Source organism: Agrococcus sp. GW821-FHT14H11 (assembly GCF_058803545.1).
On sequence record NZ_JBXAPA010000002.1, the window covers coordinates 249609 to 264369 of the forward strand.

Genomic DNA, 14761 nt, shown 5'->3' on the forward strand with positions numbered 1-14761 from the left:
GGTTCAGGCTCCCTGGAGGTCGGTGAAGTCGAGGATGACCTTGCCCGCGGCGCCGGAGCGGGCGCGCTCGAACGCGCCCTTCCAGTCGGCGAAGGCGAAGCGGTCGGTGATGACGGGGGCGACGTCGAGGCCCGTCTGGGCCATCGACGCCATGGCGTACCAGGTCTCGTACATCTCGCGGCCGTAGATGCCCTGGATGGTCAGCATGTGCGAGACGACCTTGCCGAAGTCGACCTCGATGGGCCGCGACGGCAGGCCGAGCATGGCGATGCGGCCGCCGAAGTTGAGGTTCTCGATGATGCCGACGAGCGCGGTCGGCGAGCCCGACATCTCGAGCGCGACGTCGAAGCCCTCCTGCATGCCCAGCTCGCGCTGCACGGCCGCGATGGGGCTGACGCCGTCGGGGTCGGATGCCTCCTGCGGGTTGAGCGCGCGGAAGCCGAGCGAGCGCGCGAGCTCGAGCCGCGGCTCGGCGATGTCGGTGATCACGATGTGGCGCGCGCCGGCGTGCCGGGCGACCATCGCGGCCATCAGGCCGATGGGGCCCGCGCCGGTGACGAGCACGTCCTCGCCGACCACCGGGAACTTCAGCGCCGTGTGCACCGCGTTGCCGAACGGGTCGTAGATGCCGAAGACGTCGAGCTGCTGCTCGGTGGCCGAGGCGGCGGTGACGCCCGGGTGCACCCAGACGTTCGAGGCGGGGAGCACCACGTACTCGGCGAAGCAGCCGTCGCGCTGCACCCCGAGGTTGGAGGTGCGGATGCACAGGTGGCGGCGGCCGGCGCGGCAGTTGCGGCAGTGGCCGCACACGACGTGGCCCTCGCCGCTCATCAGCTGGCCGACGGCGTAGTCGGTGACGCCCTCGCCGACCTCCACGATCTCGCCGCAGAACTCGTGGCCGACGGTGAGCCCGGGCGTCACGGCCGACTGGGCCCACGCATCCCACGCGTCGATGTGCAGGTCGGTGCCGCAGATGCCGGCGCGCAGCACGCGCACCTTCACGTGGCCCGCGGGCGTCGTGGGCTCGGGGATCTCGACCAGCTCGAGTCCTGGCTTGCCTCGGGTCACGAGTGCGTGCATGGGCGTCTCCGTCGACGGTGGTGGGTGTGCCGCGACCATCCTGCCACCCGCCCGCCGTCACTGATCCCGAGCGGGCCCCGGGGTGACGACGCACAACGCAAGCCCGCCGGCCCCGTTCCGCGGCGGATCCGGGGAAGGACGGTTCCGCGCCCCGGTTCCGGGCCGCGGGGCTTGCGTTGTGCGGGGTCGGGCTGGCGATCGGCGCACCCGGACGGCACCGGCGGCTCGGTAGCCTGGGGTCATGACCGATCCGTATGCGTCCGCCGGCGTCGACACCGAGGCGGGCGACCGCGCGGTCGAGCTCATGAAGGCCGCCGTCTCGCGCACCCACGGCCCCGGCGTGCTCGGCGGGGTGGGCGGCTTCGCCGGCCTCTTCGACCTGTCGGCCGCGGGCGCCTACGCGAAGCCGCTGCTCGCCACCTCGACCGACGGCGTCGGCACGAAGATCGCGCTCGCCCGCGCGATCGACAAGCACGACACGATCGGCCAGGACCTCGTCGGCATGGTGGTCGACGACATCGTCGTGGTCGGCGCGAAGCCGCTGTTCATGACCGACTACATCGCGTGCGGCCGCGTCGTCCCTGAGCGCATCGCCGACATCGTGCGCGGCATCGCCGAGGCGTGCGAGGCGACCGGCACGGCGCTCGTCGGCGGCGAGACGGCCGAGCACCCGGGCGTCATGGAGCCCGACGACTACGACGTGGCCGGTGCGGCCGTCGGCATCGTCGAGGCGGATGCGGTGCTGGGCGCCGAGCGCGTCGCCGAGGGCGACGTCGTGGTCGCCATGGCCTCCTCGGGGCTCCACTCCAACGGCTTCAGCCTCGTGCGCCACGTGCTCGCCGAGCGCAGCATCGCGCTGACCGACCGCGTCGACGAGCTGGGCGGCGTCGCCGCCGAGGTGCTGCTCGAGCCGACGCGGCTCTACACGCTGCCGCTGCTCGGCATGCTCGAGCAGGGCCTGGGCATCCGCGCGATCTCGCACGTCACAGGCGGCGGCATCGCCGCGAACCTCGCGCGCGTGCTACCGCAGCGCCTCGCCGTCGAGATCGACCGGCAGGGCTGGCAGGTGCCTGCGGTGTTCGACGCGCTCGCGCAGCTCGGCGACTTCCCGCTCACCGACGCCGAGGGCACCTGGAACCTGGGCCTCGGCATGCTCGTGGTCGTCGACGAGGCCGACGCCGCGGGCGTCGTCGCGGCGAGCGAGGCCGCGGGCATCCCCGCCTCGACGATCGGCCGGGTCGAGGCGGCCCCCGCCGATCCGAGCGGATGGGTGCAGGGCGCCAAGGGCGTGGACGGCGGCGCGGTGCGCCTGACCGGCAGCTACCGCTGACCCGTGCGGCACCGGTGCGCCGGCGGCCGCTGCGGCGGCGAGGGGACGTCCAGGAGACTCGGACGTTGCGGGCGTACCGTGACGGCAGGTTCGAGCGCGACGGCACCTCCGCCGGAGCGTGACGACCGGTATCGCCGATCGGGGACGCAGACGGGAGGTGCGCGATGACGTCCGACGCGGACCGCTTCCGACCCCGCGACCAGGGCCAGCCCGCCTCGCCGCAGCCCGACCCGTCCTACGGCTCGATCTCGGAGCAGACGCCACCGACGCCGCCGGCTCCCGACCCCGCTCCGCCGGGCCCCAGCGTGCGCAACCTCGCCCCCATGCCGATGCAGCAGGGACCGAGCATCCGCCCGACATCACCGCCCGACGCCCCGCAGCCGACGGCGGCGCCGCCAGGGCCCTGGCAGCGGTCGATGCCGCAGCAGCCGCTGCCGCAGCAGCCCGCGCCCCCGCAGCAGCCGCCGCCTCCGCAGCACCACGCCGCGCCCGGCTCCGTGCCGCGGCCCTCGGCACCGGCCGGGTACGCGCATCCGCACCACGGCGGCCGCGACGCGCAGCTGATCCACCCCGCGGCCGCGCAGGCCTCGAGCGTCACGCCCTACGGCGTGCCGGTCTACCACGCGCCGGTCTCCGCGCTCGCGCCGCCGCCCTCGCGAGGCCTGTCGATCACCGCGATGGTGCTCGGCCTCATCTCGGTGACCTTCGGCTGGACGCTCGTCGTGCTGCCCATCATCGGGCTCGTCTTCGGCATCCTCGCGCTGCGGCGCGAGCCGGCCGGGCGGCCGCTCGCGATCACCGGGCTCATCACCTCGATCGGCGGCATGCTGTGGGTGCTGCTGTTCTACCTGCTGCCCCTCGCCGGGGTGGTCGCGGCGCTGCTCTTCGCGGTCAGCACGACCTGACCGTCGGCCGCCGCTCCCGATCCGTTCGGCGCGCGTTCACCGTCCGGCCCTAGGCTGTGCGCGACGCAGAGCGTCCCCGCACCCGCACATGAGGAAGCCGCCATGACCTACACGCCCCCCGAGCAGCCCCAGCAGGGCGGCTACCAGCCCTACCAGCCCGCCACCGGCAACCAGTACGGCGGCTACGCCGCAGCGCCGGCCTCGACGACGAAGAAGCTCTCGATGTGGGGCCTCATCCTCGGCATCTCCAGCATCATCATCCCGATCTTCCTCAACGCCATCGCCGGCGGCGTGCTCTCGGGCATCGGCCTGGCGAAGGAGCCGCAGGGCAAGACGCTGGCCATCTGGGGGATCGTGACCTCGGTGCTCGGCTTCATCTGGGGCTTCATCTTCTGGCCGATCGTCGTGTTCGGCCTGCTGTTCGCCGCGATCGCGGAGTCCGGCGCCTACTGAGCCGCAGACGCACGACGAGGGGCCCGCCGATCGGCGGGCCCCTCGTCGCATCCGCGGCGCGCAGGCCGCGCGGTTCAGGTCTCCTGCGAGTGGCCGAGCTGCTCGGGCTCGCCCGTGCGGGCGAGGATCTCGGCCTCCTGCCGCGCCCGCCGCTCGCGGTCGCGGCTCACGCCGAAGATGTAGACGGCGTCAAGCACGCCGAGCGTGTTCGAGACGAGCAGCGTCGCGAACCACGCCTTGTCGCGGTGCTTCGCCGCGCGCCACAGCGACGCACCCTTCCACGCCAGGCTCCAGGCGACTGCGGCGCCGAGGGCCGCGCGCAACCCGGGACGGTCGAGCTGCTCTGCCTTCATGGCCCGACTGTCCCACGGAAGGGGCCGCGCCGCCAGACCGCAGTCCGGCGGCGGTCAGCACTCGATGAACGCCACCGCGAGGCCGCCGAGCGCGGTCTCCTTGTACTTGTCGCTCATGTCGGCGCCCGTGCGGCGCATCGTCTCGACGGCGGTGTCGAGGCTCACGTAGTGCGTGCCGTCGCCCTGCTTCGCCATCCGCGCGGCGTTGATCGCCTTCACCGACGCCATCGCGTTGCGCTCGATGCAGGGGATCTGCACGAGGCCCTTGATGGGGTCGCACGTGAGGCCGAGGTTGTGCTCGATGCCGATCTCGGCGGCGTTCTCGATCTGCTCGGGCGTCGCGCCCAGCACCGCGGCGAATCCGGCGGCGGCCATCGCGCACGCGGAGCCCACCTCGCCCTGGCAGCCCACCTCGGCGCCCGAGATCGAGGCGCTCGACTTGATGATGATGCCGATCGCGCCCGCGACCAGCAGGAAGCGCACCTCCCACGGCACCTCGTCGTCGACGCAGTTCGCGAAGAGGTCGGCGTAGTGCATGACAGCGGGGATGATGCCGGCGGCGCCGTTCGTCGGGGCGGTGACGACGCGGGCGCCCGCGGCGTTCTCCTCGTTGACGGCGAGCGCGTAGAGGTTCACCCACTCCATGCCTTCGAGCAGATCCGGGCGGCCCGCCTTCGGGGCCGCGTCGCGCTCGATGAGCTTCGCGTGCCAGTCCTTCGCCCGGCGCTGCACGTCGAGCCCGCCCGGCAGGATGCCGTCGGTCGCGATGCCGTGCGCGACGCACTCCTGCATGACCTGCCAGATGCGCTCGAGCTGCGCGATCGTCTGCTCGCGCGAGCGCCAGGCGCCCTCGTTCTCGAGCATGAGCTCGGCCACCGACAGGCCCGTGCGGCGGCAGAGCGCGACGAGCTCGTCGCCGTGCGTGAACGGGTAGGGCACCGGGTGCAGCTGCTGCGCCGGCGCCGGCACCGGCGAGAGCACGTCGCCCTCGTCGTGGCGCATGACGAAGCCGCCGCCGATCGAGTAGTAGCCGGCGGTCGCGATCTCGGCGTCGGATGCGTCGTAGGCGGTGATGCGCAGGGCGTTCGGGTGCTCGCGGCGCACGGTGAGCGGCCGGAAGACGAACACCTTCGCCTCGTCGAAGGCGACGGGCAGGCGGCCGCCGAGGCGCAGCTCGCCGGTGGCGCGAATGCGCTCGAGCGTCTCGGCGATCTGCGGCGTCTCGACGGTGTCGGGCGCGAGGCCGGAGAGGCCGAGCATGACGGCGGTGTCGGTGCCGTGCCCCGAGCCGGTCGCGCCGAGCGATCCGAGCAGGTCGACGCGGAGCCGCACGACCTCGTCGAAGCGACCCGACGCATCCGCCTGCGCGACGAAGTCGAGCGCGGCGCGCATCGGACCGACGGTGTGCGACGACGACGGGCCGATGCCGATCTTGAACAGGTCGAGCACTGACAGCGACTCGAACACCGGCGCGGTCGCGGTGGCATGGCTGCCGATCGCGGTCGGCTCCTGCACCTGTCCGTTGGTGATGGCGTGCGACGTCACGATCGGCTCCTTCGCCTCAGGCAGCGGAGCCAGGGGTGGCGGCTCAGTGCTGCGTCGTCAGGCGCTGCGCCCCTGCTGACGCTCGTCAGCGTACTCGTCGTCCTCGGTGGAGTACTCGGCGTAGTCGGCCCACTTGTCGACGAGCTCGTCGTTCGAGGGGCCACCGCCGAGCTCCTGCTGGAGCACGGAGTAGTTGATGTTCGGGCTGAATGACTTCAGCTCACGTGCCAGCTTCGTGTGCTTGGCCTTCTGGCGACCACGACCCATGCTGGACCCCCCTTGCGGACGGCGCCGACGATGAGCCGGCGAACGATGTGAGAACTGCGATGCTACGTCCAACCTCGATCGTAGCATCGAGGGGGCCTGGCGACTGTGCGCGGGCCATGGCTGGGGAGTGCGCGCGGCAGGGATCAGGCCGGGAGCGCGGGCGCGAGCGCGGCGCCCAGGAGGAGGCCTGCGGATGCGGCGATCGCGCCGCCGACGACGGTGGCCGTGAGCGTCGCGAGGGCGGGGCCGCTGCGGCGCCCGTCGAGCTGCTCGACCGCCTGCACCGCGAACGCCGAGTAGGTGGAGAGGCCGCCGCAGAAGCCGGTCACGAGGATCGCGCGCATGGCATCGTCGGCGACCAGGCCACCCGCGAGGGCGCCCGCGAGCAGGCTCGCGGCGAGGTTGACGAGCAGCGTCGCCCGCACGGGCCGCCGGTGGGGGAGCGCGCCCGCGAGGAAGCGCACCACGGCGCCCGCGCCTCCGGCCGCGGCGACGGCGAGCAGCTCGAGCGCGCTCACGCGGCCCGCCGCCTCGCGACGCGGCGGCCGAGCAGCAGCCCGGCCCACGCGGCGAGCAGGCACACCACGAGCGTGCCGAGCGCGAGCGCGATGCCGGGCAGGGCCGGCACGAGCGCGCTCCAGCCGCCCGCCGCCGGGGCCGCGGCGCTCGCGACCGCCACCGCGCTGAAGGTCGTGAAGCCGCCGAGCACGCCCGCGCCGATGCCGTGCCGCAGCCAGTCGGGCGCCGCGGCGAGCGCCGCCGTCGAGACGCCGAGCAGCAGGCTGCCGAGCGCGTTCACGCCGAGCAGCGCCCAGCCGTCGCCGAGCGACGACTCGATCGTCGCGCGGGCCGCCGTGCCCAGCGCGCCGCCGAGGGCGACGGCGAGCACGGAGCGCAGCAGCTGCATGCGACCAGCGTAGGCACCCGCGCGGCGCGGGCACCGCCCGCCCGGCCGTCGACCAGCTCCAGCGACCCGTTCCACCCTGCGCGACCCGGTGCACCGGGTCTGGCCGGGTCGACGGGGTCGTGGGAGCGGACGCGGGCCGCGCCCCGCTTCGACGTCGACGCGGCGGGCCGAAGCCGGGCGGATGCGGGGGCTGGCCCCACAGGGAGCCCACACCGGGCGATGGGAGGATCGGCGGGTGCATCTGCTCTCGCTCGCCAGCCTCAAGAACCGCGCGCTGGTCGCCCTCGCGACCATCTGCATCGCCATCTTCGGCGGCGTCGCCCTCTCGAGCCTGAAGACCGAGCTCACGCCCGAGCTCGAGCTGCCCGCCGTGGTCGTCACGACCACGCTGCCGGGCGCGAGCCCCGAGATCATGAGCGAGGACGTCACGGGGCCCATCGAGCGGGCCATCCAGTCGGTGCCCGGGCTCGAGGGCACGAGCGGCACGTCGTCGACGAGCTCGAGCGTCGTCTTCGCCGAGTTCACGTACGGCATCAACATCCCCACGACCGAGCAGCGCGTGCAGCAGGCCGTCAACCGCATCGTGAGCCAGCTGCCCGAGGGCGCCGAGCCCACGGTGCTCACCGGCTCGATCGCCGACTTCCCGGTGCTGCGCATCGCCATCTCGGGGCCCGGCGAGCAGGCCGCGCTCGTCGACCGGATCGAGACGATCGCGGTGCCGCAGCTCGAGCGCGTCGACGGCGTGCGCGCCGTGCAGCTGCAGGGCGCGCCTGGCCAGCGCATCACCATCGCGCCCGACGACGCCGCGCTCGCGGCCGCGGGCCTCACGAGGCTCGACATCAGCGAGGCCATCGACGAGCACGGGCAGCTGCTGCCCGGCGGCACCGTCGACGACGGCGACCAGACGCTGAGCGTGCAGATCGGCGAGCGCCTCGGCTCGGTCGACGACGTCGCGAGCCTGCCGCTCAGCGCCGAGCAGACGACCGAGCCTGACCCGGCCAACCCGCCGAACGCCCCGCCCGCTGCCGAGACCGTGGCGATCGGCGACGTCGCCGAGGTCGTGCTCGAGCAGGACCCCGTCACGTCGATCGCGCTCGTCGACGGCGAGCCGGCGATCATCCTCTCGATCACGAAGACGCAGGCGTCGAACACCGTCGACGTCTCGCACGCGGTGCAGGAGATCCTGCCGGGCCTGCGCGACGAGCTCGGCGAGGGCGTCACCTTCACGACGGTGCTCGACCAGGCGCCATACATCGAGCACTCGATCGAGGCGCTCGCGGTCGAGGGGGCGCTCGGCCTCGCCTTCGCGATCCTCGTCATCCTCATCTTCCTCTGGTCGCTGCGCTCGACGATCGTCACCGCCGTCTCCATCCCCATCTCGGTGCTCATGACCTTCATCGGCATGTGGGGCGCCGGCTACTCCCTCAACGTGCTCACCCTGGGCGCTCTCACCATCTCGATCGGGCGCGTCGTCGACGACTCGATCGTCGTCATCGAGAACATCAAGCGGCACCTCGCGTTCCAGGCGTCGCGGTCGAAGGCGATCGTGGATGCGGTGCGCGAGGTCGCGGGCGCCATCACGGCGTCGACGGTCACCACGGTCATCGTCTTCCTCCCGCTCGCGTTCGTCAGCGACATCACCGGCGAGCTGTTCCGGCCGTTCGCGCTGACGGTGTCGATCGCGCTGCTCGCCTCGCTCGTCGTCTCGCTCACGATCGTGCCGGTGCTGGCGTCCTGGCTGCTCCGGCGGCCGCAGCACGCGGTCGCGGCGGAGGAGGCGGCCGCGGCGCAGGCCGCCGCTGCGGCGGATGCCCCCGCGCGGCCGACGCGACGCGCGCCCTTCTGGCGCCGCCGCGCATCCGCCCCCGAGCGCAGCGCGCCGGTCGCGCAGCCCGCCCCGCCCGCGCCGATCGAGGAGGAGCGGCCCGACCGCCTGCGCCGCGGCTACCGGCCGATCCTGCTCGCGACGCTGCGGCGGCCCTGGCTCGTGCTCGTCGGCGCCGTGCTCGTGCTGGCCGCGAGCGGCGCGGCGCTGCCGTTCATGGCCACCAACTTCCTCGGCGACGACGGCCAGACGACCGTGCAGGTCTCGCAGGAGCTGGAGCCCGGCGCCTCGCTCGACGCGCAGCTCGCCGCCGCCGAGGCGCTCACCGCCGACCTCGAGGCCATCGACGGCGTCGAGACGGTCTCGGCGACCGTCTCGAGCGGCGCATCGTCGTTCGCGGCCTTCACGGGCGGCGGGGGCGGCGGCGCGATCTCGTACGGCGTGATCGCCGCGGAGGGCACCGACATGCCCGCGCTCCGCGAGCGCATCCGCGAGGCCGCCGACGCGGCCGACGGCGAGGTGACCGTGGGGCAGTCGGCGGGCCTCGGCGGCAGCGACATCGAGATCGAGGTGCAGGCGCCCACGCCCGACGCGCTCGAGGCGGCCACCGCATCCGTCGTCGACGCGGTCGGCGACGTCGACGGCGTCGCGCAGGTCACCGACTCGCTCGAGGGCGCGCAGCCGCTCGTGCAGGTCGCGGTCGACCGCGAGCTCGCCGCGAGCCTCGGGCTCAGCGAGGCCGCCGTCTCGGGCCTCGTCGCCCAGGCGATGCAGCCGACGCCGGCGGGCGAGATCCAGCTCGACGGCTCGCTCGTGCGCATCTGGCTCGACGCGATCGCGCCGGCCGCGACCCTCGAAGAGCTGCGCGAGCTCGAGCTCCCCACGCCGAACGGCCCGCTGCCGCTCGCCGACGTGGCCGAGGTCACGCAGATCGAGGGGCCGGTGTCGATCTCGACGAGCGACGGCAGCCGCACGGCGACCGTCACCGTCACCCCCGACGCGGCCGACGTCGGCGGCGTCTCGGCCGGCGTGGGCGAGGCGCTCGCGGGGCTCGAGCTCGCCGACGGGGCCGAGGCCTCGGTGGGCGGCGTCGCCACCCAGATCACGGATGCGTTCACCCAGCTGGGCATCGCGGCGCTCATCGCGATCCTGCTCGTCTACGTCGTGATGGTCGCCACCTTCAAGAGCCTCCTGCAGCCGTTCCTGCTGCTCGTGTCGGTGCCGTTCGCCGCGACCGGCGCGATCGCGATGCAGCTCATCACCGGGGTGCCGCTCGGCGTCGCCTCGATGGTCGGCGTGCTCATGCTCGTGGGCATCGTGGTGACGAACGCGATCGTGCTCATCGACCTCGTCAACCAGTACCGCGACCGCGGGCTCGGCGTGCGCGAGGCGCTCGTCGAGGGCGCCGAGCGGCGACTCCGGCCCATCCTCATGACCGCGGCGGCGACGATCTTCGCGCTCGTGCCGATGGCGGCGGGCCTCACCGGGCAGGGCGGCTTCATCTCGCAGCCGCTCGCGATCGTCGTGATCGGCGGCCTCATCTCGTCGACGCTGCTGACGCTCATCGTGCTGCCGGTGCTGTACCTGCTCGTCGAGGGCGCCATCGAGCGCCGTCGGGTGCGCCAGGGCACCGGCACGCGCGCCGAGCGCCGCGGCGAGCTCGAGGCGGCCAGCCTGCGCTGACCGGGTTCACAGCGGATGCGCGGTCGCGCGTTGGTTGAATGGGCGCGCCCGAGGAACCCGTGATCCCGAGGAGGACGCATGCCCAGCTTCCTCATCGTGCACTCCGCCATCCAGGACGGCAGGTTCGACGCCTACCGGCAGCCCCCGACCCTCGACATCGGCGGACTGCGCGCCCCGCTCGACTGGGGCGACATCACGCTGCACGTGCCCGCCGGCGACCTGCCGGTCACCGTCTACGTCGTCCGCACCGACGGGCAGATCGAGGGCGCCAAGATCACGGTGCGCGCGCCTGCGGGGACGGGCACCAGGCTCACCTTCATCCCGCCGCTGCAGCCCGGCGGCACCTCCCAGCTGCGCATCGACGGGCAGTGGGCAGCCGACTCGTCGATGCACTACTACGCGGCGCGCGACGCGCGCGTGCTGGCCGCGCCGACGCATCCGCTCCCGCCCGTCGGCGAGGGGCGCCCGCGCGCGGCCTCCGGCGTGCGGATCGTCGCACCCGCCGCGGCGCCGCTCGCGCCGCCCGCGCAGGCCGTCGGCCCGACGCCCGGCTCGACGGCCTCGGTGCCGCCGTCGCCATCGAGCTTCGGGCACGAGCAGGGCGCCCGCGTCGATCCCGTGCAGGCGAGCCCCGCGCATCCGGCGCCCGGGCCCGCAGGCCCCGCGCAGCCCCAGCCGTCGTTCGGGCAGCGGCGGCCGCCCGCGGTCCCGACGCCCGAGGAGTTCGACCGCCTCGAGCGCGAGGCGGGCGCCGCGCAGGCGCGCGCCTATGAGGCGTGGGCGGCGCAGCAGCGCGCGACGTCGCACGAGCCGCCCGCGCAGCACGACGGCGCGCCGCGGCCCATCGGGCTCGTGCCCGCGAACGCGGGGCAGGCGCAGCCGGCCTGGTACCCCGACCCCTTCCGGCGCGCGGAGCTGCGCTGGTTCGACGGCCAGCAGTGGACGTCGTCGGTCATGCGCGGCGGGGCCCGGGCGCACGACCTGCCCGGCTGAGGCCGTCGCCGATTGCCACTGTCGCCCCGGCAGGGGATGCCGTAGTGTGGACAGGTCGGCTCGGGACAGGCGCGGTTGTGCGCGCCACATGGAGTGTCGCCGCGGCCGGAGTTCCCGCGAGCACCCTCGCGGACGAACCAGATGATCCCGCGATGAACTGCGGCTCTACCAGCGCAAGCCTTCGTCTTGCGCGCGATCACGAGACGAGCGATGGCACGTAACGACCAGCGTCCCCAGGGCGCCCACCGACCGAACGACCGCAGCGGCAGCCGCCCCGGCTCCCGCAGCCCCGGCCACCGCGGCCACCGCGAGGAGCAGCCCGGCAAGAACCGCTGGAGCCGCGACGACCGCGACCGCCGCGACCAGGGCGGCCAGCAGGGCGTCTCGCGCCGACCGAACTGGACCCCGCCGGAGGAGCGCAAGCACGACGAGCGTCGCGCCCCCGCGTTCCGCACCCGCGGCGGCCACCAGGCCGGCCGCGACCAGCAGCGCGACGACCGCCTCCACCGCGGCGAGCGCCCGCGCGGCTTCGACCGCGCCCGCGACGACCACCGCGGCCGCGGCACCGACGACCGCCGTGGTGGTGACCGTCGCTTCGACCGGGACGACCGTCCGCAGCGGTCGTTCGGCGACCGCGATGCACGCGGTGGTGACCGTCGCTTCGACCGGGATGACCGTCCGCAGCGGTCGTTCGGCGACCGGGATGCGCGTGGCGGCGACCGCCGCTTCGATCGCGACGAGCGTCCGCAGCGGTCGTTCGGCGACCGGGACTCGCGTGGCGGCGACCGCCGCTTCGATCGCGACGAGCGTCCGCAGCGGTCGTTCGGCGACCGGGATGCGCGTGGTGGTGACCGTCGCTTCGACCGGGATGACCGTCCGCAGCGGTCGTTCGGCGACCGCGACTCGCGTGGCGGCGACCGTCGTCCGCAGGGCGACCGCCGCGACGACCGCTTCGGCGACCGCCGCCGCGACGACCGCCCGCAGCGCTCGTTCGACGACCGCGGCAGCCGGGGCGGCGAGGGCCGCTTCGACCGGGATGAGCGCCCGCAGCGACGTTTCGACCGCGACGAGCGCCCGCAGCGCCGCTCCGACGACCGCACCGAGCGCCCGCAGCGACGCTTCGACCGCGACGAGCGCCCGCAGCGCTCCGCCGGCGGCCGCGACAGCCGGGGCGGCGAGCGCCGCTTCGACGACCGCCCCCGTCGCGACAGCACCTACTACCCGGCCAAGGACGCGAACCCGTTCACGCCCAAGGAGGACGTCGTCCTCGAGCGGCTCGAGGCGCAGTCCACGAGCGCCGCGGACGTCGAGGGCATCAGCTTCGGCGACCTCGGCCTCGGCGACAGCATCTCGGCGGCGCTGGCCGCGATGGGCGCCGAGTCGCCCTTCCCGATCCAGGCCGCGACCATCCCCGATGTGATCGCCGGCCGCGACGTGCTCGGCCGCGGCCGCACGGGCTCCGGCAAGACGATCGCGTTCGGCGCGCCGATCGTCGAGCTGCTCACGCGCAACCGCCCCGACCGCCGCGAGATCGGCCGCGCCCCGCGCGCGCTGATCCTGGCGCCGACCCGCGAGCTCGCGCAGCAGATCAACCACGTGATCATGACCCTCGGCCGCTCGGTCGGCATCTTCACGACCGTGATCGTCGGCGGCGTCAAGCAGGACCGCCAGGTCGAGGGCCTGCGTCGCGGCGTCGACATCGTCATCGGCACCCCCGGCCGCATCGAGGACCTCGTCGAGCAGCGCAAGCTGAACCTCGGCAGCGTCGAGATCGCGGTGGTCGACGAGGCGGACCACATGACCGAGCTCGGGTTCCTCGAGCCCGTGCAGCGCATCCTGCGGCAGACCCGCCCGGGCAGCCAGAAGCTGCTCTTCTCGGCGACGCTCGACGCCGAGGTGCAGACGATCGTCAAGGAGTTCCTGCCCGAGCCCTCGGTGCACGAGGTCGCGGGCGAGGAGCAGTCGACGTCGACGATCGACCACCAGGTGCTCGTCGTCGACCGCTACGACAAGGACGCGGTGCTCGAGCAGATCGTGCGCAACCCCGGCCGCATCGTGGTCTTCACGCGCACCCGCGCCTACGCCGAGCGGCTCGCCGAGCAGTTCGACGACGCGGGCATCGCGGCGGTGAGCCTCCACGGCGACCTGACGCAGGCGAAGCGCAACCGCTCGCTCGACAAGGTCAAGCGCGGCAAGGTCGACGTGCTCGTCGCGACCGACGTCGCCGCGCGCGGCATCCACATCGACGACATCGCGCTCGTCGTGCAGGCCGACCCGCCGGACGAGTACAAGACCTACATGCACCGCTCGGGCCGCACCGGCCGCGCGGGCAACGACGGCCGCGTCGTCACCGTGATCGCACCCGCGCGCCGCAAGCGCACCCAGCAGCTGCTGGACCGGGCCGAGATCGAGGCGCCGATGATCCCGGTCGTCCCCGGCGACGACCTGCTCGACACCCTCACGATGCCGCCGTCGTCCGGCCGCGCGGAGGCTGCCGAGGCGGTCCCCGCCTCGTAGCGGCTCGCGCACGACGCACGCCCGCAGCGCCCGCAGACGGCCCGGATCCCCGCGATCCGGGCCGTCTGCCGCATTCGAGCCCCGTCGGGCTCGCGCTGTGCGGCCGCTGGCGTAGCGTGAGGGCATGCGCGTCGTGGTCGTCGGTGGTTCGGGGAATGCGGGCTCGGCGATCGTGCGGGCGCTCGGCAGGCGCGGTGCCCAGGCGGTGCCCATGTCGCGCTCGGGCAAGGCGATCGCGGGAGCGCCCGGCGTCAAGGCCGACATCGTCACGGGCGAGGGGCTCGACGAAGCGCTCGCGGGCGCCGACGTGCTCGTCGACGCCGCGAACTCGCGCAACCCGCTCGACCTGAAGCCCTTCACGATCGGCGCGCGCAACCTCGTCGCGGCGGCCGAGCGCGCCGGCGTGCGGCGGGCGGTGCTGCTGTCGATCATCGGCGTCGACCGCTCGAAGCTGTCGTACCACCGCCGCAAGCGCGAGCAGGAGCTCACCTACCTCGGCTCGTCGCTCGACGTGACCATCGTGCGCGCCGCGCAGTTCCACGAGTGGTCGGTCGACTTCTTCGAGGCGGGCTCGGCGCTCGGCGCGATCCCGGTGGTGCTCGGCGGCCGCCTGCAGCCGGTGGCGGTGAGCGAGGTCGCCGACCTCGTCGCCGACGAGGCGCTCGCGCCCTCGGGCGAGCGGATGCTCGAGATCGCGGGCCCGCAGGTGCGGGTCTCGCGCGACCTGGCGAGGGCCTGGCAGGCGGCGACGGGGGCGCGCGGCCTGATCGTCAACGGCCCGTTCCCGCCGTCGATGGTCGACTACCTGCGCTCGGGCGCCAACCTCTCGGAGCAGCGCAAGGGCACCGTCACCTTCGAGGAGTGGCTCGCGCGCCGTCGCTGATCCCCAGCGCCCGGGCCGCG

The 14761-nt window shown here is 74.1% G+C and carries 13 protein-coding genes; 7 read left to right on the top strand and 6 right to left on the bottom strand.

Annotation, left to right across the window (positions count from 1 at the left end):
* Positions 1 to 3: 3 nt before the first annotated feature.
* A complete protein-coding gene (gene tdh, locus AC1RNL_RS03330) occupies positions 4 to 1080 on the bottom strand; it encodes an L-threonine 3-dehydrogenase (protein WP_492934432.1) in 1077 nt (358 codons plus the stop codon).
* Positions 1081 to 1321: 241 nt separating this feature from the next.
* Here tdh and purM point away from each other — a divergent pair, with 241 nt between their 5' ends.
* The 3 genes from purM (at position 1322) to AC1RNL_RS03345 (ending at position 3768) form a co-directional block, all read left to right on the top strand.
* Positions 1322 to 2410 (top strand): phosphoribosylformylglycinamidine cyclo-ligase, encoded by a 1089-nt coding sequence (gene purM, locus AC1RNL_RS03335; RefSeq protein ID WP_492934433.1) that lies wholly within the window; start codon positions 1322 to 1324, stop codon positions 2408 to 2410.
* Positions 2411 to 2574: 164 nt separating this feature from the next.
* The gene (locus AC1RNL_RS03340) at positions 2575 to 3315 is read left to right on the top strand and encodes a DUF4190 domain-containing protein (RefSeq protein ID WP_492934434.1); all 741 of its coding nucleotides are present in this window, start codon (positions 2575 to 2577) and stop codon (positions 3313 to 3315) included.
* Between the two features lie 102 nt (positions 3316 to 3417).
* Positions 3418 to 3768, top strand: a complete 351-nt coding sequence (locus AC1RNL_RS03345; protein ID WP_492934435.1) for a hypothetical protein — start codon at positions 3418 to 3420, stop codon at positions 3766 to 3768.
* A gap of 74 nt (positions 3769 to 3842) precedes the next feature.
* Here AC1RNL_RS03345 and AC1RNL_RS03350 read toward each other — a convergent pair whose 3' ends face one another.
* The 5 genes from AC1RNL_RS03350 to AC1RNL_RS03370 all read right to left on the bottom strand — a co-directional run bounded on the left by AC1RNL_RS03350 (position 3843) and on the right by AC1RNL_RS03370 (position 6840).
* A complete protein-coding gene (locus tag AC1RNL_RS03350) occupies positions 3843 to 4121 on the bottom strand; it encodes a DUF5652 family protein (RefSeq protein ID WP_492934436.1) in 279 nt (92 codons plus the stop codon).
* A gap of 54 nt (positions 4122 to 4175) precedes the next feature.
* Positions 4176 to 5588 carry an L-serine ammonia-lyase gene (locus AC1RNL_RS03355; RefSeq protein ID WP_492934507.1) on the bottom strand — a complete coding sequence of 471 codons (1413 nt, stop codon included), beginning with the start codon at positions 5586 to 5588 and terminating at the stop codon, positions 4176 to 4178.
* A 135-nt stretch (positions 5589 to 5723) separates the two neighbouring features.
* Positions 5724 to 5933, bottom strand: a complete 210-nt coding sequence (locus AC1RNL_RS03360; RefSeq protein ID WP_128190376.1) for a DUF3073 domain-containing protein — start codon at positions 5931 to 5933, stop codon at positions 5724 to 5726.
* 143 nt (positions 5934 to 6076) lie between these two features.
* Entirely contained in the window at positions 6077 to 6451 is a 375-nt protein-coding gene (locus tag AC1RNL_RS03365) for a CrcB family protein (protein ID WP_164877187.1), read from the bottom strand.
* A complete protein-coding gene (locus tag AC1RNL_RS03370; RefSeq protein WP_492934437.1) occupies positions 6448 to 6840 on the bottom strand; it encodes a CrcB family protein in 393 nt (130 codons plus the stop codon). Before AC1RNL_RS03370 ends, AC1RNL_RS03365 begins: the two co-directional genes overlap by 4 nt.
* 235 nt (positions 6841 to 7075) lie before the next feature.
* Between AC1RNL_RS03370 and AC1RNL_RS03375 the strand changes: the two genes are divergently transcribed.
* The 4 genes from AC1RNL_RS03375 to AC1RNL_RS03390 all read left to right on the top strand — a co-directional run bounded on the left by AC1RNL_RS03375 (position 7076) and on the right by AC1RNL_RS03390 (position 14741).
* A complete protein-coding gene (locus AC1RNL_RS03375; RefSeq protein ID WP_492934438.1) occupies positions 7076 to 10348 on the top strand; it encodes an efflux RND transporter permease subunit in 3273 nt (1090 codons plus the stop codon).
* A 78-nt stretch (positions 10349 to 10426) separates the two neighbouring features.
* On the top strand, positions 10427 to 11341 hold the full coding sequence (locus AC1RNL_RS03380; RefSeq protein ID WP_492934439.1) for a DUF2510 domain-containing protein: 915 nt from the start codon (positions 10427 to 10429) through the stop codon (positions 11339 to 11341).
* 210 nt (positions 11342 to 11551) lie between these two features.
* The gene (locus AC1RNL_RS03385) at positions 11552 to 13858 is read left to right on the top strand and encodes a DEAD/DEAH box helicase (protein WP_492934440.1); all 2307 of its coding nucleotides are present in this window, start codon (positions 11552 to 11554) and stop codon (positions 13856 to 13858) included.
* A gap of 124 nt (positions 13859 to 13982) precedes the next feature.
* On the top strand, positions 13983 to 14741 hold the full coding sequence (locus tag AC1RNL_RS03390; protein WP_492934441.1) for an SDR family oxidoreductase: 759 nt from the start codon (positions 13983 to 13985) through the stop codon (positions 14739 to 14741).
* Positions 14742 to 14761 lie beyond the last annotated feature (20 nt).